Below are 16,996 nucleotides of genomic sequence, written 5' to 3' on the forward strand. Positions count from 1 at the left end.
AACCGACTCACATCCGATGGGTGTGGGTCGGATTACCGAACGCGACAGAGCGCCTTCGGTGGCTACCATGAGCGGTGGTGCGGTCACGGCAACGTGCCCTCATGGCGGCCTCCGGGGAGGTGTACGTGATGTCGACGGAGTCTGCCCGCAGTCCGTCGCAGGGCCTGGTGCGATCGAGGCTGATCACCTCGTTGGACGTACGACCCCGATCGCTCGGCCTGGTCGTGGCACCCGCCGGGTGCGGCAAGACCACCCTGCTCGCCCAGTACGCCGACCGGGTCGACGGCCCGGTGAGCTGGTTACGGATCGTGCCGGCGGACGCGGATCCGGCGCGGGTGCTGGATCGTGTCGACGCGGCGCGGCCCGACCGCGACGAGGGGTTGCTGATCGTCGACGACCTGCACCTGATCGAGGGCTCGCCGGGGGAGTCGGTGCTGCTGGAACGGGCTCTGGGCCTGACCGGGGAGGGCCTGGCCGTCCTGATCGGCACCCGTCGGGTCTCGCCGCTGATCCTGACCCGGCACGAGTTCTCCGACAGCGTCGTGGTCGACGCCGAGCAGTTGCGCTTTCGCACCTGGGAGGTGGAGCGGCTGCTGCGGGACGTCTACCGGGAACCATTGCCCGCCGACGACGTGGCGGCGTTGGCCCGACGGCTCGGCGGATGGGCGGCCGGGCTGAAGCTCTACCATCTGTCCACTCAGGGCCAACCGCTGCCTGACCGGCGTCGGGCCGTGGCCACGCTGACGGTCCGCTCGGCGCTGTCGCGGGACTACCTCACCCGTACGGTGCTGGCGGAGCTGGCTCCGGACCTGTACCGGTTCCTGGTCCTCACCTCCGTCTTCGAGATCGTCACCGCCGAGCGGTGTGACCGGCTGCTGGGCGGCGGTGACGGGCAGGCCGCGCTGGAGGAGCTGGAGCGGCGGCAGGCGTTCACGGTTTCCCACGACGGCGGCCGGTCCTTCACGTACCACGAGGTGCTCCGGGGCCACCTCACGGCCGTGTTGACGGAACAGAAGGGGGAGGCCGGGGCCCGCCAGTGGCACGCCCGCGCCGGGCGGCTGCTCGCCGAGGAGGGCGCGGCGCTGGAGGCGGCTCGCTGCTTCGCCCGCGCCCAGCAGTGGCCCGAGGTGCACCGGCTGCTCGACGCCGCCGGCAACGCCGTGGCTGTGCGGGGTCTCGACCCGTGGTCCGACCTGCTGCCGTCCTGGTTCATCGCGGAGGATCCCTGGCTGGTGCTGGCCGACGCCCAGCACCGGATCAACGAGGGGCAACTGGCGGCGGCGGTCCCGCTGCTGCGCCGGGCCGAGGAACTGTTCGGTGCCGGTCCGGGCGCGGCCCGCTGCCGGTCGCTGCGCGCGGACGTGGCGGCCTGGCTGCCGGACGCGGCCCACTGGCGCGGGCACTGGTCGGGCTGGTTGCGGACCGCCACCCGCCGGCATCCGGCCGTCGTGGTCGGGGAGGCGCAACGGCTGACCGGGGCCGAGGACGTGCTGGTCCGGACGACCGCCTCGCTGCTGGCCGGTCACGTGGGCGAGGCGCTGCGCGGGCTGGAGCAGGAGGCCTGGGCCGACAACGACCTGGTCGGGCTCGCCGGCCGGCTGCTGCGGGCCGCCGTCGCGGTGGCCCGCGCCGACCCGCAGGCGGCCACCGCGGTCGCCGCCGTCGGTCTGGCCGCCGACCGCGCGGGACTGCCCTGGTTGGTCCGACTGGCCCGGGCGGTGCCGGCGCTGGCCGGGGCGGAGGCCGACCTGAAGGAGGCTGCCGCGGTCGCGGAGGAGTGCGATCGGCTGGGGGACCGGTGGGGTGCGCTGCTCGCGGCGGGCTGCGTCACGTTGGCCCGCTCGGTGCGTGGCGGACCGGAACCGGAGGAGGCCGCCCGGCTGCTCGACCTGGCCCGCGCGGTGGACGGCGGTGTGCTCGCCGCCTGGGCGCAGTCCCTGCTCGCGTTGGCCGCAGTACGCGCCCGCGTGCCCGACGCCGAGGTCGAGGTCCGGCGGGCGGAGAGCACCGCGCGAGCCGCCGGAGTGCCGGGGGCGCGAGTGCTCGCCCTCGCCGCCGGGCTGCCCGCCGGGCCCGGCCGCAGCAACGCGCTGGCGGCCGTGCACGCCGCCGCCGAGCACGCCGGGCTGCCGCGGGCGGTGGTGTCCGCGTGGCTCACGCCCGAGACCCGGCCGTCGACGGCCGCACCGCGCCCGGCCCCGCTGACCGTACGCTGCTTCGGTGGCTTCCAGATCTGCCTGCACGGCGAGCCGCTGAACTGGGCTCCGCTGCGTCCACGGGCGCGGGCACTGGCCCGGATGCTCGCCATGCGGGCCGCCCCGGTGCACCGCGACCGGCTGCTCGACGCCCTCTGGCCGGACACCGACCCGGCGACGGCCACCCGGACCCTGCACGTCGCCCTGTCGAGCCTGCGGCGGTTCCTCGACACCCAACTGCCGCTCGGTGACCGGGAGACGCTGCTGCACCGCGACGGTGACGCGTACCTGTTGGCGTTGCCGCCCGACGCGTGGTGTGACGTCAGCGAGTTCCGGCGCGCGGTGGCCCGGGCCGCCCGGCGCGGGCCCGCCGACCCCCGGACGCTCGACGATCTGCGGGCGGCGGTGGCCGCGTACGCCGGTGAACTGCTGCCGGAGGACGGCCCGGCGGAGTGGGTGGTGGCCGAGCGGGAAACCCTGCGCCGTCAGGCGGCCGAGGCGGCGGCCCGGCTCGCCGAGGCCGCCCTGCGCGGTGGCGACGGGACCGAACCGGCGGTGGCGATGGCGGCCCGCTGCGTCGAGATCGACCCGTGCCACGACGCCGGCTGGCGGACGTTGATCGCCGCGCACGACCGGGCCGGCAACGCCGCCGCGGCGGCGCACGCCCGCCGCCGCTACGCCGACGTGCTCGTCTCCCTCGGGCTGGACCCGTCCGTGGTCGCGGGCGTCCCGTCGCCGGCCACGGTCACCGCCGGCCGAAGAATTCCGCTTCCCCGATCGCCACGGCCGGGATCAGCCCCGGACCGTACGTCGAGCGGACAACCAGCCTGATCCGTACCAGGTCCGGCATGGACACGTCGAAGTGCTGCTCGCCGGGCTCGTCGACCAGTTCGATGTCGGTGCTCTGCTCCTCGCCGTCGGCGTTGACCGTCACCACGGTCAGTTCGCGGGGCCGCCCGGCGGCGAGATAGGCCTGCCGGCGCGGACTGACACCCGGAGTGATCACCACGGTGAGCAGTCGCACCGGCTCGTTGAACCGGCCCTCCACCCACGAGTCGGTGGCCTTGCCGGCAGGCGCCCAGTAGCGGTTGCTCGCTCCGTCGGTCAGCCGGCTGGCACCGGCACCGGGCGCCTCCGACGAGGCCACCACCGAGGCGGGTACCAGCGGAGTCGGATCCTGGGTACGGTCGCGTACCGCCTCCACCGCCCGCCGGGCCAGCGGCGGCCCGACGACGGCCAGCACCGCGACGAGGCAGACGGCCAGCACGATCAGCAGGGTCCGGCGGGCCGCGGCGCCGACGCGTCGTTCCTCGTAGCGCAGGCTGCGGCGGTGACGGGGCGTACGCCGCCGCAGCCGGTCCCACAGCCGCTGCCACCAGGTGCGTTTGCGTTCGGTGGCGACCGGCGCGGCGACCAACGGCTCACCGCAGCGCAGGCAGAATCGCCGGCCCGGGTCGTTCTGTGCGCCGCAGGCCGGATTCGGGCAGGTCACACGAGTGTCCGGCGGGCGTGGCGACCCGTCATCCGACACCGGCCCGGGTTCAGGCGGGCCGGGCTGCACGGGCTTCGGTGCGCCGGGCTGCACGGGTTTGGGCGGGTCGGGTCGCGTGGACCGGGGGTCTCGCGCGTCGGCGGGGCCGTCGTCCGGGTGCCGGGGGCGCGGGGCGGAGTCGCCGCGCTGGCTGTCGGTGGTCGCCGTGCGTGCGGGCGGGCGCTGGTCGCCGGGCCCACCCGCGTCGGTGTCCACCGGTGCCCGGTTACCGGCCTGCTTCGGTTCCGCGGCCGCTGGCGGCCCATCCGTGGTGGCGGTGGCTCGTCCGCGTTCCTCGGGCGGCGTCCTGGTCGGCTCCCGGTCGACGGCCTCCGACGGCTGATCCGGTCCGGATCGGCTCCACAGAAACTCGCCGCAGGTGCCGCAGAACTGTGCCCCGGCCTCGTTGGTCGCACCGCAGGCGTCGCATGTGATCATGGCAGGATCTCCAGGGTCGTCCGCACGTGTGCCGGCACGGCGGCGGCCAGCACCTGGCGTACCAGCGGTTCATCGACGTCTCCGTGGATCCGTACCCGGACCTGTGATGTCTCGTCGGCCGGCGGGGCGCCGGTCGGCGTCGCCGACCAGCTCACGCCGCCGTTGTCGGTGACCTCCACCCGGGCCCCGGTCGCGACCCGGAGCGCCAGTTCGACACCCCGAGCGGTGCCGCGCCAACGGTGCAGCTCCACCGCGTGCCGGACCAGGTCGCGGCGGGCCTGCGGCGGCCGGTCCCGGTCCACCGGCGCGGCCACCCAACCGGCCAGCCAGTCAAGAAAATCCGGGGGCGTCAACTCCAGGTCGAAGTAGGCGTCGAGACAGTCCAAGGTCAGCAGGATCGGTGCCAGCACCTCGTCGAGGCCGGCGGTGAACCGCTGCGCGAAGTCGTCCTCCAGGTAGACCGCAGGCAGTTGCTGCCCGATCGGGTGTGGGCTGATCAGCCCCGGTACCCAACCCCGCATCGACCCCTCCTGACCTCGGCTATCCGGCCCGTCACCCGGTGACCCGCACCTGGTGGCCGTACGAGAAGGCGAGCGCGTTGACGTCGAGCTCGAGACGCTGCACGGCCTCGCCGCGTTCCCCGCTGGTCGGGTCGGCCCCGAAGAGGCGTACCTCCTCCACCAGGTCGACCCCGGCGACGCGTTGCAGCACCGCGTGCAGCTCGCCGGACTGCACCGGTCGCCCGAACGGCCAGCCGGCGCCCTCGGGCCCGCCCCGCACCGGATCCAGATAGTCGTAGAGGGCGCGCACCGCCCGGCGGCGCAGATCGGCGTTGGAGCTGCCGGCCCGGGGCCGGGCGCGGACCTGGGCGACCACCGTGACCCCCTGGTAGAACGGCGGTTCCACCAGCACCCGCGCGCCGACGCAGCGGCGGGAGTCGAGAAAGGTCCGGATCCGTTCCAGGATCTCGTCGCGCGGTCGCAGCGCGGCGAACCGGGCCGCGTCGTCGTCGGTGTCCCGGTGCTCACCCAACGCCGGGACGACCAGCACCCGCACCGCGGCGGAGCCGTTTCCCGCCGGTACGCACCGCACCCGCTGCACCTCCGGCGCGGCCTGCCGGGACAGTTGCTCGTAGTCCTCGGCGGTGACCGCCCGCTCCCGGGTGCGCAGGGTCAGCGGTCCCCGGACCGACGTCTCGTCCAACGATTCGCCGTCCACCCCGCCGGTGGCCGCGGTCCGGTTGGTCACCGTCGACACGAACGGCACCGGGTCGCGCAGCACGCTGAGCGTGCGGGCGGCCACGTTGCCCTGCCGGCCGCCGCCCGTCCGGTACGCCGGAATCCGGATCACCGCGCCCTTCGGCGGCACCGCCCCGTGCCGGCTGATCGTGCCGTCGGGCTGCCGCACGGCCGGTCCGAAGCGGATCTCCCCGGTGCTGCGGTCCACGCACACGTGGCGGTCCTCAGGCCGCGAGTCGGCGAAGGACGCCACCTCCCGCCAGGTCTGCCAGCCGTCGGCGCTGCTCACCTCGATCTCGATCGCCCCGTCGGCGGCCACGATCGGCGCCCGCTGGACCGTGAACCGCTGCCCCGGCACCCCCTCGGAGGCGCCGAGGCTCTCCCCGGCGATCAGTTCCGCGTGGCAGGCTTCCACCGTGCCGCCGATGGTGGCCGCCTCGGCCCGGCCCAGCCGGGGCGGGGCGTGGAAGAACGGCTGCCCGGCGGCGGGCTGGCGCAGCCGGCACCGCAACCAGCCGGCGCGGTGCCGGGCGACCACCGAGGCGCTGTGCCCGGCCGGTACGTGCAGCACCACCTCGCCGGCCCGGTTGAGCGCACCCGTGGTGTCCCGCTCCACCGGGCACTCCACCCAGCCCTCGTCGGTCAACGCCTCCCACACCAGCGGAGGGTTCGTCGGGTCCACGCCGCGCCCGGCGACCTCCCAGTCCATGGTGAGCAGCACGGCGCAGCCGGGCACCGGCTCGTCGAGCCCGAACAGGACCGCGTCGCCGGCCACCGGCGGGTCGGCGAACGCCGGTAAGCGGTCCGGGCCGTTCAGCTCACCGGTGCGGTCCGTCGGTTGGCCCCCGGCCGGCACGGTCACCACCCGCCGCAGCCGGCACGGCGGCACGGTCAGCTCGCGCAGCGTCTCGAAGGTCACCGGCTCGACGTTCTCGGCCCGGACGGTCGCCACGTGTGTGCCGGCGGGCACGACGACCGGCGCGTCGCGCGGCGCGGAGAGCCAGAACGTGACGTCCGTCGAGGCCACGGCCGGCGGGAACGGGGTGATGCCGAGCAGGTCGAGGAACTTCACGTAGTGCCGGTCCGGCACCCGGTTGAGCCGGTAGAGCAGCTGGTCGACCATGTACGCGAACGTCTCGATCAGGGTCACCCCCGGGTCGGAGACGTTGTGGTCGGTCCACTCGGGGCAGCGCCGCTGCACCAGACGCTTCGCGTCGTCCACCAGGTCCTGGAAGCGGCGGTCGTCGAGATTCGGTGCGGGCAGGGCCATCACTCGGCTCCGGGGTCGTGCGCGGGGATGACGTAGAACGGGAAGACCAGGTTGCGCGGGTCGTTGTCCTGACGCAGCCGGTAGCGGATGTCGATGTGCAGGGTGCCGCGGGCGGCGTCGGCGAAGTCGACCAGCACGTCATCCAACACGATGCGCGGCTCCCACCGCTCCAGGGCCAGCCGCACCTGGTAGGCGACCTGACCGGCGGTGGACGGGTCGGCGGGGGCGAACACCAGCTCATGGATGGCGCAGCCGAACTCGGGTCGGCCGGGCCGTTCACCGGGCGCGGTGCCGAGGATCAGCCGGATGCTCTCCACCACCTCTCGGTCCCCACGGACCAGCGCGATTCCACCCGTCGGGTCGGTACGCAGCGGAAACGCCCAACCGGCTCCGACGAAATCCGTGGCCATTCCCCTCACCCGCCGATCAGCACGGTCGGGCAGCCGGCGATGATCGGAGCCCCGCAGCCGGTGAGGTCACCGACGCGGGCGGCGGGTCGCCCGCCGATCAGCACCGTCGGGCAGCCGGGTGGGACCAGCGGTGACGGCGGGTGCGGCGGGGTGCCCGGGAAGGCGCAGGCGTGGGTGGTGCCCACGGTCGCCGCGGGCTGCCCGCCGATGAGCACGGTGGGCACGCCGGGGCCGCCGATCGTCCCCGGGTGGGCGGTGGGATCGCCAACGCGTGCGGCTGGTGGCACGGCACTCTCCCTTCGGTCGGCCGAGGAGTCTCCCCGGGTCGCTCAGTTGATCCGGACCACGGCGCCACGGATGGTGACCGGGCCCTGTCCCTCGATGCCCAGGTCGCCCTTTGCGGTGACGCTGACCCGCTGCCCGGCCAGCTCCAACGCCCCGGTACCGGCGTCCAGGCTGATTCCGTTGCGAGCCTGGACGCTGACCTTGCCGTCGCTGACGATCTCGATCTGCTTGCCGCTGCGGTCCAGCCGTACGGTGAACTTCCGGTCGCCGGTGGCGATCAGGACCCCGTCCGGGCCGCTGCCGGCCTCCAGCAGCTCCAACCGGTGGCCGGTGCGGGAAACCAGCGCCCGCACGGCGATCCGGCCGCTGCCGTCGTCCACCGCCTCGGTGTCCAGCTTCGGCGGCGCGTCCTTGCCGTTGTGCAGCCCGCCGAGGACGTACGCGGCGTCCAGGTTGCCGCCGGTGAACCCGACCAGCACCTCGTCGCCCACCTCCGGCAGCAGCACCGCCCCCCGGTCCGCGCCCGCGCCGGGCTGCACCACCCGCGCCCAGCCCGTGGTGTACTTCTCGTCCAGCCACGGCAGGGTGAGCCGGACCCGGCCGAGCTTCCTGGGATCCTTGACGTCGCTGACCACCGCCGGAACCAGGCCCTGAGCGGCCCGTTCGGTCACCGCCCCGCCGGCGGTCAGGCCGTACAGCGAGCGGTCGGAGCGGCCGGAGACGGTGAACGCCGTGGTGTAGCCGGCCTGCTCGCTGAACAGATGCCGGGTGCTGGTCAGCACGTACTTGCCCTGGAACGGTTCGCCGATGTTGGCCAGCGCCACCGCCGCGCCCGCGCGCAGCCGGGCGTTGCCCTTGGCCACCCCCTCGATCTCGGCGCAGCCGGCACCGAGGTCGCCGGCGAGCGCGCCGGACACCGTCCGGACCGCGGCGTCGGTGCCGAGGGTCGGGTCGGCGACCAGGTACGGCGGGCTGCCCAGCTTTCTGCCCAACTCGGCCGGGTCCACCCCGATCCCCTCGGCGCCGGGCACCTTCGGCGTCGCGGTCGAGCTGACCGCCCGCTTCGTGGCCGGGTCCCAGCCCCGCGCGCCCACCTCGGGCACCTGCGCGGTGGCGGTCACCCCGGCCCGCAACGAGATCAGGTTCCGGTTGACCTCCAGCACCAGCGGGTCCTGGGTGGCCCGCGCGGAGGTGTCCGGTGCGCCGGCCGGTGGTTCGGGCATCCGCAGGTGCAGCTCGCCGTCGATCACCATCACCTGCGCGCCGACCAGTTCCGCGAGCCGGTGCAGGAAGGCCCAGTCGCTGACGTTGTCCTGACTGAGCTGCGTCTCCGGCTCGCCGCCGATGCCGGCCACCGGGTCGATCCGGCCCGCCTTCAGTCCGGCTCGCTGCGCCACCTTGCGCACGATGTCGGGCACGCTCATTCCCGGGTACGCGGCGACCCGCCGCCCGCGCAGCAGCCGGTGCGCCAGGTCGAGGCCGCGTACCTCGCTGAATGTGCCGGTCGCGTCCAGCTCGCATTCCAGAGCGGTGACCTCGCCGTTGAGCAGCAGGGCAGGGCCACCCGGGTCGGAGGTCTGCACGCTCAGCCGCACCGGCGCACCGATGGTGAAGCCTCCCTTGGCCAGTACGCTGCGGTCCGGGTCGCGGTAGCGCAGCACGAACCGGTCGGGCAGGTTGCGGCTGTCGTCCACCGCCGCGTACGTCAGCAGCGCGGCGATCTCCGCGGGCAGCGGGCTGCCGCCCACCTCGACCAGGAGGGCGTTGGCGAACTGCTCATTGGCCACGGGCACCGTCCGTCAGTTCCTCCGGGGCCGGCACCAGCAGGGCGGTGCCGGGGCGCAGCCGCATCGGGTCGTCGATGTCGTTGGCCTCGGCGATCTGCCGCCACAGACCCGCCCGCCCGTACGCCTGGTACGCCACCGAGTGCAGAGTGTCCCCGGTGACGACGACGTGGATGTCCCGAGCGGCCAGCGCGCCCGAGGTCGGGTTCTGCCCGGGCTGCTCGCCGGAGATCTCCTCCAGGGTCACCGTGCACAGTGCCCGCACGGGTGTGCCGCCCGGGGTGAACAGGGTGTACTTGGCGTTGACGCTGGCCACGAAGGACGGGAAGCCGACCATGCCACCCCAGTGGAACACCACCCACGGCGGCGATCCCTTCTTCTGCTGCCGGCTCGCGTCGGTCGGTACGCAGCAGGCGAAAAGTTCCTCGACCCGCTTCACCACCGAGCTGTCCATGGTGTCGGTAGCGTCGAAAAACATCTCCAGGCTCAGCTTGCACGGGTCCGACCCGGTGAACTCCGGCACGCCGCTCTTCTTGGCGTTGCGCTGCGCGTCCCGCTTCCACTTGGCAGTCTTGGTCAGCGCCAGTTCCTTCGGGTTGAACTGGAACGGGATCTGGCTCAGCTTCGGCCCGGGGGAGGCGGTGCCGCCGTTGCGGGGCGGCTCGTGCAGCTGGAGGTAGGCGTGGGTCAGCTGCGGCGGGGCGCCGCCGCCCCGGCCGGCGGGGCTGCCGGCGGCGGTGAAGGTGACCGGCGAGGCGCTCACGGTCTCACCCCCCGGCCCCGGGGCCGAAGAAGCCGTGGTGGGCCAACTCCAGGGTCTCCACGGCCACCTTCGGGCTGTCCGGGCTGAGCTGCGGCCCGGACCACTTCACCGGGATGACGTCGAGCAGCCCCCAGCGGGCGATCACGGTGCCCTCCAGCGTGCGCGCCTCGATGGTGGCGGTCTTGCGGGTGATCCCGTTGGCCATGCCGGAGAACCAGCGCATCAGTTTGGTGCTGTCCGCCGTGATCGGCCGGGAGAGCTTGACGTTGGAGAACTTCATCCGGGTCGGCAGCTGCCAGACGTGGCCGTTGTTGCCACCCTCCTCCCGCTGCTCCACCACCACCTCGCAGCCCAGCCCGTCACAGGTGTTGAACGCGCCGAGATCCTGATCGTCGATCTTGACGACGAAGGCGATCGCGACGGCGACCTCGTCCTTGGTCATCCATTCCTCCTGGTCGTTCGGCGCTGGTTCGCCGCTGCTTCACGGCCGTGCGGTGGTGCGGTCAGCCGGGTCCGCCGAGCACCCCGTGCCGTTCCCGGTCGAGGCGTAACTCGGTCTTCAGCCGGCGCAGCAGCGGGTCGTACAGCTTCTTCAGCAGCTCCTCGGGTTCGATCCCGGCGGCCGGTGCGCCCGGCACCGCCGGCTGTCCGGCCACCGCCGCGCCATCCGGCGGCGGTGCCGCCGCAGCCGGCGGCGGCGCAGGCAGGTCGGGCGGAGGCGGGCTGGAGAACTCCGCGGGGGGCAGGTCGTCCGGGGGCATGTCCGTGGACTCGGCCCGCTGCACGAGCAACGGCCCGCCCAGCCCATCGGGGTACGCCGCCGGCGTGCTGCCCGCGTCGGAGCTGACGAGGTACGTCATCGGGGCGCTGCCGCTGCCGGAGCTGGTGAAGAACGTCATCGGGCTGCTGCTTCCGCCGGAGAACGTCATCGGGGCGCTGCCGCTGTCGGAGAGCGTCATCGGGGCGCTGCTTCCGCCGGAGCCGGTGAGGCGGGTGGCCGGCGCGTTGCCGCCGCCCGAGCCGGCCCGGACGGACGGGGGCGGCGAGTCGGGTAGCGCACCCACCCAGCGCTGGACCGGCGTGCTGCCGCCAGCCTCGCTCTGAGCGGGGACGCCTGCGGCGGCCGGCAGTTGCGGCTCGGCGCGGTCCAACCCGGCGGCGGCGAGCGGGACCGAGGCCGCTGCCTCGTGCTGCTGCCAGCTCACCCGTTGCACGCTCGGCCCGGCCGGTGCCGCCGGCTCGGGCAACTCCCCGGTCAACGACCGGATCGGGCGGTCGCCGACCAACCGGGCCACAACGAGGGGCAGTGGTGCCGGTGCGGCGTCGGGCCGCCCACCTGAGCCGCCCGGCTGATCCGGCGGGTCGCCGTAGCCACCCACCAGGTCGGCGGTGCCGGACCCGGTGCCGGGATGATCCATGCCGCCGCTTGGAGCGTCCGTCCCGACGGTGGCAGCGGCGCCGCCGCCCAAGGTGGCGGGTGTCTCGTGCGGGGCATTGCCGGCCGGTGCGGCGTGCGTGCCGATGCCGGCCGGTGTCTCGTGCGGGGCATTGCCGGCGGGTGCGGCGTTCGAGCCGATGGCGGTCGGCCGCACCGGAGGATCGGCTGCGGAGGCGGGCGTGGCCAGCCGGGACACCACCGGCAGGTCGGGACCTCCGGCGGGGTGGCCGCCGCCCGGGCTGGTGGCCCGATCGGATGGGCCGGCCGGTTCCGGCGCTCCGACCCTGGGCGGTGCCGGTTCCTCGGCGCGGGGCGGCGTCGCTGCGGACGGTTGACCGAGCAGGGGGGCCACCTGCGCCTCGGTGGACATCTCGGCGTCCGGTGGCACGGACGTCTGCACGCCGGTTGACGCGACATCCCCGCCCGAGGGCAGGTCGTCGTCCGGCGTGCTCCGGCTTGCCGATGGACCAACGACCGGCAGGTCACCGACCGGTGCCGACGCACCCAGGTCGGTGCCGGCGTTGGCGTCGAGGCCGACGTCGGTCGAAAACTGGCCGGGGGAGGAGCCGACGGAGCCGGTGTCGGCGGCGAGGCGCGAGACGACTGTCTCCCCGACCAGTCCCGCCTGGTCGCCGGTACTCGCACTGCCCTCGGCCGCAGTCCGGTCGTTGCCGGCCGACTGGCGGGCGTCGGCGCTCGGGTCGGTGACCGGTTGACCGGCGCCGACCGGCCGGTCGATCAGCGGTGGTGGGGACGCGCTGTCGCCGGCCGGCAGGCGCTGCACCGGGTCGGCCGCTGCCACGGGGTCGTGCCGTGGGAGCAGCGGAGACACGATGGGCTCACCGAGACCGAGCCGACGAGGCGGTCGTGGGCCCTCCGGCGAACTCCGCTGCACGGCCAGGTCGAGCGCCGGCCCGCCGGACGCTGCCGATGCTCCGGCTGCGTCTGCCGAGGCCATCGCGCCCGAGTCGTCGAGCGCGGGCGTGTCGCCGGAGGCGAGCTTTGGATCAACGAGCTCCCGGCCCAGCGTGGGTACTTCGGGTGCGCCGGACTCGTCGCCTGGCTGCTCGACATCGGTCAGCTCGGCCTGCCGTCCCGGAGCGGACTGGAAGCGCTCGGGGGTGCCCGGTGTGACGGTGCGCTGCGCCACGACGGTCGGCGGGCCGACCGTGGGCAGGTGCAGCTCCACCGGCGGTGGTGGCGCGGTCAGCAGCCGGCTGACCGACACCGGCTCCAGCGGTACCGGCCGCGCCGGCACCGCCAGCGGCAACTCCGGCAACGGCCCCGGCACCTCGGCCGGCGGCAGCCGGAGCCCGCGCAGCGTGGCCGGGCCGGGAGCGTACGCCGTGCCCGGATCGCGGCTCGTCGCCGTGCCGGGATCGTGGCTCGTGGCCGGGCCGGGTTCGAGGCTCGTGGCCGGGCCGGGTTCGAGGCTCGTGGGGGCCGGGCCGGGATCGTGGCTCGTGGCCGGGCCGGATGAGGTGGCCGGGCCGGAGCTGTGCGAGAGGGGCGGGTCAGGATGGTGCGGGGTGGTCGGCGGAGAATCGTGCGGCCCGGTGCCGATCACCGAGCGTTGCAGGGAGGCCCTGCTGCCCGGCGTCGGCGCGGCCGGCATCGCGAGCGGCAACGGTGTGAGCTCGTCGGCGGAGGCCCGCACGACCGGGTTCGGTTCCGCCGGCGCGATCACCGGCTCGGCGGCACCGTGCAGCACGCCGGCCGGTTCGGCGCCGGAGACCAGGTGACCGAGCGGAGCCAGATACGACGGATCACGCCAGGACGCCAGCGTGCCGGTGAACGTCTCGGGCAGGTTCAACCGTGGCTCGTCGGGGGTGACCCGCTGGATCGGCGGCAGGCCCTGCCAGGCCGGCGGCTCGTTCCGCCGGTACGGAGCAACACCAGTCGCCGTACCGGCCGTGCGGTCACCGGTCGCCGTGCCGGCCGCAGCGTCGTCGGGCGTCGTTGCCGTGCGGTCATCGGTCGACGCGGTGTCGGGCGCGGCGTCTTGCGCAGGCAAGCGCTGCACGGTTCGCTGCGAGCGCCACGGCCACCGCCACATCGGGTCACCGTCCCTGACTGATGCGGGTGTTGATGTTCGCGATCTCGGCTACGTAGCGCAGCCGTTCGCCGTGTTCGAGGTCGAGGATCTCCTCCAGCGACCAGTGGAAGTGGTAGGCGACGTACGCGACCTCGGAGTAGATGCGGTCGGCCGCGTACGTCACGATTCCCCCAGGCGCCCACCGGCGAGCTCGACCGCGAAGCGGTGCTGGCACTCCGGGCACACCACGCTGGCGCGGGTGTGCCCCTCGCTGTTGATCCGCCGGTACATGTCCTGAAGGAACGCCAGGTCGGAGGCGAACAGGTCCTCCACCACGCCGGGGTGGACGTCCACCACCGTGCCGATCCGGGTGACCACCCGGCTGAGCAGCACCACCGTGAGGTAGGCCGGGTTCTCGCGTACCCGGTCGTCGCGCAGGGGCACCAGCTCGTCCCGGGCGGTCGCCAGTCGCATCACCCCGTCCCGGTGCAGCGTCCCGGAGCCGTCGACGTAGCCGCGGGGCAGCTCGAACGGGAACTCCGTGCGCAGCGTCTCGCGTCGTGTCGCGACGGCGGGCGGTTCGGCCGCGTCGGCACCGGGCGGCGGGACGAGCGACGACGTACGGCGCATGGGGCTACTCGACCTCCATCGCCTCGTACGTCACCACGAGCTTCTCGGTGAGTACGCTGGTGTCGCCGGCCTTGAGTGAGCTGATCTCCAGGCTTTTCGGCCAAGCGTTGGTCAGCTTGTACCGCTTGATCGGGAAGCCCTCGTAGTCGAAGACGATGATGGCGCCGCCCTTGCGGGCCTGGCCCATCTTGCCGAACCGGCAGTCCTTGATCCACGATTCGAAGCTGTTGTCCGCGGTCAGGCCCCGGGTGAGCGTCACCTCGCCGGCCTTCGGCGCACCGGGCGCCTTGCGGACGGCGAACTTGCCGTCGGCGGTGTTCGACTTGTATTCAATGACATCCTGCTCCATCTTGAGGCCGGTGACCTCGGTGATCTGCCGGATGACGATGCTGTCCACCTCCAGCCCGAACGAGTGGCCGACGGCGGAGTCGAAATCGGGGAGCGGCACGACTGCCTCCTGACGCTACGGGGACTACTCGTTGACCAGGCTGGTGCCACCGGACATCTGCGCCAGCTGGAAGATCACGAACTCGGCGGGCTTGACGGGTGCCACACCGATCTGGCACACCACCTGGCCGGCGTCGATGCTCTCGGCGGGGTTGGTCTCCCGGTCGCACTTGACGAAGAACGCCTCGTCGGGCGTGAGCCCGAACAGCGCGCCGCGCCGCCACTCGTTGACCAGGAAGGCGCTCACCGTGCGCCGGATCCGCGCCCAGAGCATGTCGTCGTTGGGCTCGAAGACGACCCACTGGGTGCCGTTGAGGATCGACTCCTCCAGGTAGTTGAAGAGCCGCCGCACGTTCAGATAGCGCCAGGCCGGGTCGGAGGAGAGCGTCCGGGCGCCCCAGACCAGGATGCCCCGGCCGGGGAAGGAGCGGATGCAGTTGACGCCCAGCGGGTTCAGCAACTCCTGCTCCGCGCGGGTCAACTGGGTCTCCAGCGCGACAGCGCCCCGGATCACCTCGTTGGCGGGCGCCTTGTGCACCCCGCGCGACCCGTCGTTGCGCGCCCACACCCCGGCCAGGTGACCCGAGGGGGGCATGAACCGGTTGGTGCCGGTCACCGGGTCGAACACCTTGATCCACGGGTAGTAGAGGGCGGCGTACTTCGAGTCGTAGCCGGCCTGGTCGGTGCGCCACTCCTTGACCTGCTGGGCGTTGAGCGCGGGCGGTGGGTCCAGGATGGCCATCCGGTCGCCCATCAGCTCACAGTGGGCGATCATCGCCGACTGGACCGTCTTCACCGACTCCAGGTCGATCGCGCCGCGCTGGTAGGCCCCCATCAGGTCGGGCACCGCGACCATGGTCACCTCGTCGACCGCCTCCAGGCCGCCGAAGCCGGTACGCTCCGCCGCGTCGCCGACGTACTCCTCCGCCGAGACGCTCTCCGGCGCCGACATCGGCCCCGGCCCGGTCAGCGCCACCTCGCCACCGCTGGGCCGGGCCAGTTGCCCGGTCGGCGCCGCTTCCTCGATGGTGATCAGCTTGGATCGATCGCGGACCACGGTCACCACGTTGTCCTTGCCGCGCTTGGTGGTCACCGACTCGAACGTCTCGACCACCTGGCCGCCGCGCTTGACCACCAGGTTGAACCGGTCCTCGCCGGCGCCCTCCGGCGGGTCGGCGACCTCGACCGTGACATCTTCCGGCATGCCCTCGGGCAGTGCCCGGGCGACCACCTTGTAGGTGCCGAGCACGGCGGTCGGCGCGGGAGCGGCGGGCAGCGCCTCCTCGGCCCGGTCGCCACCGACCCGCACGATGTACGCGGCCCCGCCGCCCTGCATGAAGTACCCGTAGACGGCGTGGCCCAGGTAGCAGTCCGGGGCGAACTCACCGAAGATCTGCGAGTACTGGCTCCAGTTCGTCACCAGCGTCGGAGTGTTGAACGGCCCCTGCGCGGCGAAGCCGACGAAGGCGGCGATCGCCGTGCCGACGCCCTCGATCGGGCGGGAGCCGGACTCCACCTCCTCGACGTACACACCCGGCGCCAGGTAGTTGGGCATCACGCCTCCTCGTCCCTCGGGGATCAAGGCCAGCGTCCCGCCTGTGTCGCCCTGGTTAAACGTCCACCCGGCCGCTTGATCGGGAACCCTTCGCTGCCCTTAAGCGCACCGAGTGCAAGGAAGGGCCCCCTATTAACGCCTCGTGTATAGGAAGGGCCCCTTATTAACGGCCGTCGAGCACGGTGCTTCCACTGCCTAGAATGGCGGTCCGGTAGGCGGCAGCGGCCTGAGCCGTCGACGCTGCTCGAACTGCGGGAGACGTACGGATCAGCGAGACGACGACCAAGTTCGCCCTCGTCTGGCTGAAATCCCGCCCCTGTCGAGGCTTCCTGAGCCTCGACAAGCTCCCCGCTGGAGCGCACTCACCCAGCGAGGATGTCCTCGTTGTAGCGGCCAGCGGCCTTCAGGCCGGTCAGCCAACGGCCGCCGGCTCGGCCGGGGCTGGGCGTCACTCCGCGCTCGCCACGATGTCGGCGAGGAAGTCGCGCCACGCGTGTTCGGCGTCCGCCAGGGGAAACTCCTTGGACACTTCGGCCAGCAACTGTTCGACGCTCGACGTCCGCCCCTTCTTCAGGCTCTTGCGTACGCGATTGTTGACCGCACCGAGCGCTCTTACGAAGCTCTCCAGGCCGGGGGCGAACGGTCGGGCCCCGAAGTCGTCATGCACCTGCAACACCTCGCCGGACTGTCCGTTCAGGGCGAGGAAGCGCTGGCCTGCGAAGCCCAGATAGAGAAGCGCCTCCGTGTTCGCAGGCGCCTGAGCGTCCTGCTGCGCGTACGCCTCGCCGATCGTCGTGACCGCGACTGAAAGACGGCTGTGGAGATCCAGGACGTCGTAGAGATTCTCCGGCATCCCGGCTTCGGTCAGCACCGCGCGGGCGCCCTCGTCGGTGACCTGGGGAGTAATGGCGGCTGGAGGCAGCACGACGATGTCGCTGTCCGGGAACCACTTCTGGAGCTGCCTGTGTTTGAGCACG

Annotated in this window: 15 protein-coding genes; 1 reads left to right on the forward strand and 14 read right to left on the reverse strand. The window is 73.3% G+C overall.

Annotated features, from left to right (window positions below; all coding sequences use genetic code 11):
• The first annotated feature begins 128 nt into the window (after nucleotides 1–128).
• Complete coding sequence (locus Vqi01_RS09820; protein WP_204034403.1) at nucleotides 129–3,026, forward strand: AfsR/SARP family transcriptional regulator; 2,898 nt, start codon at nucleotides 129–131, stop codon at nucleotides 3,024–3,026.
• Here the strand turns inward: Vqi01_RS09820 and Vqi01_RS09825 are convergent.
• From Vqi01_RS09825 to Vqi01_RS09890, 14 genes are all read right to left on the reverse strand, one after another.
• A complete protein-coding gene (locus tag Vqi01_RS09825) occupies nucleotides 2,941–4,164 on the reverse strand; it encodes a zinc ribbon domain-containing protein (protein WP_204034404.1) in 1,224 nt (407 codons plus the stop codon). The two genes, Vqi01_RS09820 and Vqi01_RS09825, sit on opposite strands and share 86 nt — an antisense overlap.
• Nucleotides 4,161–4,685: a phage tail protein gene (locus Vqi01_RS09830; RefSeq protein WP_204034405.1), complete on the reverse strand. Its 525-nt coding sequence runs from the start codon at nucleotides 4,683–4,685 to the stop codon at nucleotides 4,161–4,163. Before Vqi01_RS09830 ends, Vqi01_RS09825 begins: the two co-directional genes overlap by 4 nt.
• 31 nt (nucleotides 4,686–4,716) lie before the next feature.
• Nucleotides 4,717–6,672 (reverse strand): putative baseplate assembly protein, encoded by a 1,956-nt coding sequence (locus Vqi01_RS09835; RefSeq protein ID WP_204034406.1) that lies wholly within the window; start codon nucleotides 6,670–6,672, stop codon nucleotides 4,717–4,719.
• Nucleotides 6,672–7,082, reverse strand: a complete 411-nt coding sequence (locus Vqi01_RS09840) for a GPW/gp25 family protein (protein WP_204034407.1) — start codon at nucleotides 7,080–7,082, stop codon at nucleotides 6,672–6,674. Before Vqi01_RS09840 ends, Vqi01_RS09835 begins: the two co-directional genes overlap by 1 nt.
• 5 nt (nucleotides 7,083–7,087) lie before the next feature.
• Nucleotides 7,088–7,369 (reverse strand): PAAR domain-containing protein, encoded by a 282-nt coding sequence (locus Vqi01_RS09845; RefSeq protein ID WP_204034408.1) that lies wholly within the window; start codon nucleotides 7,367–7,369, stop codon nucleotides 7,088–7,090.
• Between the two features lie 42 nt (nucleotides 7,370–7,411).
• Nucleotides 7,412–9,154 carry a VgrG-related protein gene (locus Vqi01_RS09850; protein ID WP_204034409.1) on the reverse strand — a complete coding sequence of 581 codons (1,743 nt, stop codon included), beginning with the start codon at nucleotides 9,152–9,154 and terminating at the stop codon, nucleotides 7,412–7,414.
• A complete protein-coding gene (locus Vqi01_RS09855; RefSeq protein ID WP_204034410.1) occupies nucleotides 9,144–9,914 on the reverse strand; it encodes a CIS tube protein in 771 nt (256 codons plus the stop codon). The genes Vqi01_RS09850 and Vqi01_RS09855 overlap by 11 nt, the downstream gene beginning before the upstream one ends.
• A gap of 4 nt (nucleotides 9,915–9,918) precedes the next feature.
• The gene (locus tag Vqi01_RS09860) at nucleotides 9,919–10,356 is read right to left on the reverse strand and encodes a phage tail protein (protein ID WP_204034411.1); all 438 of its coding nucleotides are present in this window, start codon (nucleotides 10,354–10,356) and stop codon (nucleotides 9,919–9,921) included.
• 61 nt (nucleotides 10,357–10,417) lie between these two features.
• Complete coding sequence (locus Vqi01_RS09865; protein WP_204034412.1) at nucleotides 10,418–13,366, reverse strand: hypothetical protein; 2,949 nt, start codon at nucleotides 13,364–13,366, stop codon at nucleotides 10,418–10,420.
• Between the two features lie 46 nt (nucleotides 13,367–13,412).
• Nucleotides 13,413–13,571, reverse strand: a complete 159-nt coding sequence (locus tag Vqi01_RS09870) for a DUF6760 family protein (RefSeq protein WP_204034414.1) — start codon at nucleotides 13,569–13,571, stop codon at nucleotides 13,413–13,415.
• Complete coding sequence (locus Vqi01_RS09875; RefSeq protein ID WP_204034415.1) at nucleotides 13,568–14,017, reverse strand: hypothetical protein; 450 nt, start codon at nucleotides 14,015–14,017, stop codon at nucleotides 13,568–13,570. Before Vqi01_RS09875 ends, Vqi01_RS09870 begins: the two co-directional genes overlap by 4 nt.
• Nucleotides 14,018–14,021: 4 nt before the next feature.
• Entirely contained in the window at nucleotides 14,022–14,465 is a 444-nt protein-coding gene (locus Vqi01_RS09880; RefSeq protein ID WP_204034416.1) for a phage tail protein, read from the reverse strand.
• A 24-nt stretch (nucleotides 14,466–14,489) separates the two neighbouring features.
• Complete coding sequence (locus Vqi01_RS09885; protein WP_204034417.1) at nucleotides 14,490–16,019, reverse strand: phage tail sheath family protein; 1,530 nt, start codon at nucleotides 16,017–16,019, stop codon at nucleotides 14,490–14,492.
• A 448-nt stretch (nucleotides 16,020–16,467) separates the two neighbouring features.
• Entirely contained in the window at nucleotides 16,468–16,995 is a 528-nt protein-coding gene (locus Vqi01_RS09890) for an SUKH-4 family immunity protein (protein WP_204034418.1), read from the reverse strand.
• Between the last annotated feature and the right edge of the window lies 1 nt (nucleotide 16,996).

It is taken from the genome of Micromonospora qiuiae (assembly GCF_016863555.1).
GTDB classification, from domain to species: domain Bacteria; phylum Actinomycetota; class Actinomycetes; order Mycobacteriales; family Micromonosporaceae; genus Micromonospora; species Micromonospora qiuiae.

Bases quoted from the DNA above. Each gene is read 5' to 3' on its own strand.
- Vqi01_RS09820 (WP_204034403.1), top strand. From the start codon at position 129: ATGTCGACGGAGTCTGCCCGCAGTCCGTCGCAGGGCCTGGTGCGATCG.
- Vqi01_RS09825 (WP_204034404.1), bottom strand. From the start codon at position 4,164: ATGATCACATGCGACGCCTGCGGTGCGACCAACGAGGCCGGGGCACAG.
- Vqi01_RS09830 (WP_204034405.1), bottom strand. From the start codon at position 4,685: ATGCGGGGTTGGGTACCGGGGCTGATCAGCCCACACCCGATCGGGCAG.
- Vqi01_RS09835 (WP_204034406.1), bottom strand. From the start codon at position 6,672: ATGGCCCTGCCCGCACCGAATCTCGACGACCGCCGCTTCCAGGACCTG.
- Vqi01_RS09840 (WP_204034407.1), bottom strand. From the start codon at position 7,082: ATGGCCACGGATTTCGTCGGAGCCGGTTGGGCGTTTCCGCTGCGTACC.
- Vqi01_RS09860 (WP_204034411.1), bottom strand. From the start codon at position 10,356: ATGACCAAGGACGAGGTCGCCGTCGCGATCGCCTTCGTCGTCAAGATC.
- Vqi01_RS09875 (WP_204034415.1), bottom strand. From the start codon at position 14,017: ATGCGCCGTACGTCGTCGCTCGTCCCGCCGCCCGGTGCCGACGCGGCC.
- Vqi01_RS09885 (WP_204034417.1), bottom strand. From the start codon at position 16,019: ATGCCCAACTACCTGGCGCCGGGTGTGTACGTCGAGGAGGTGGAGTCC.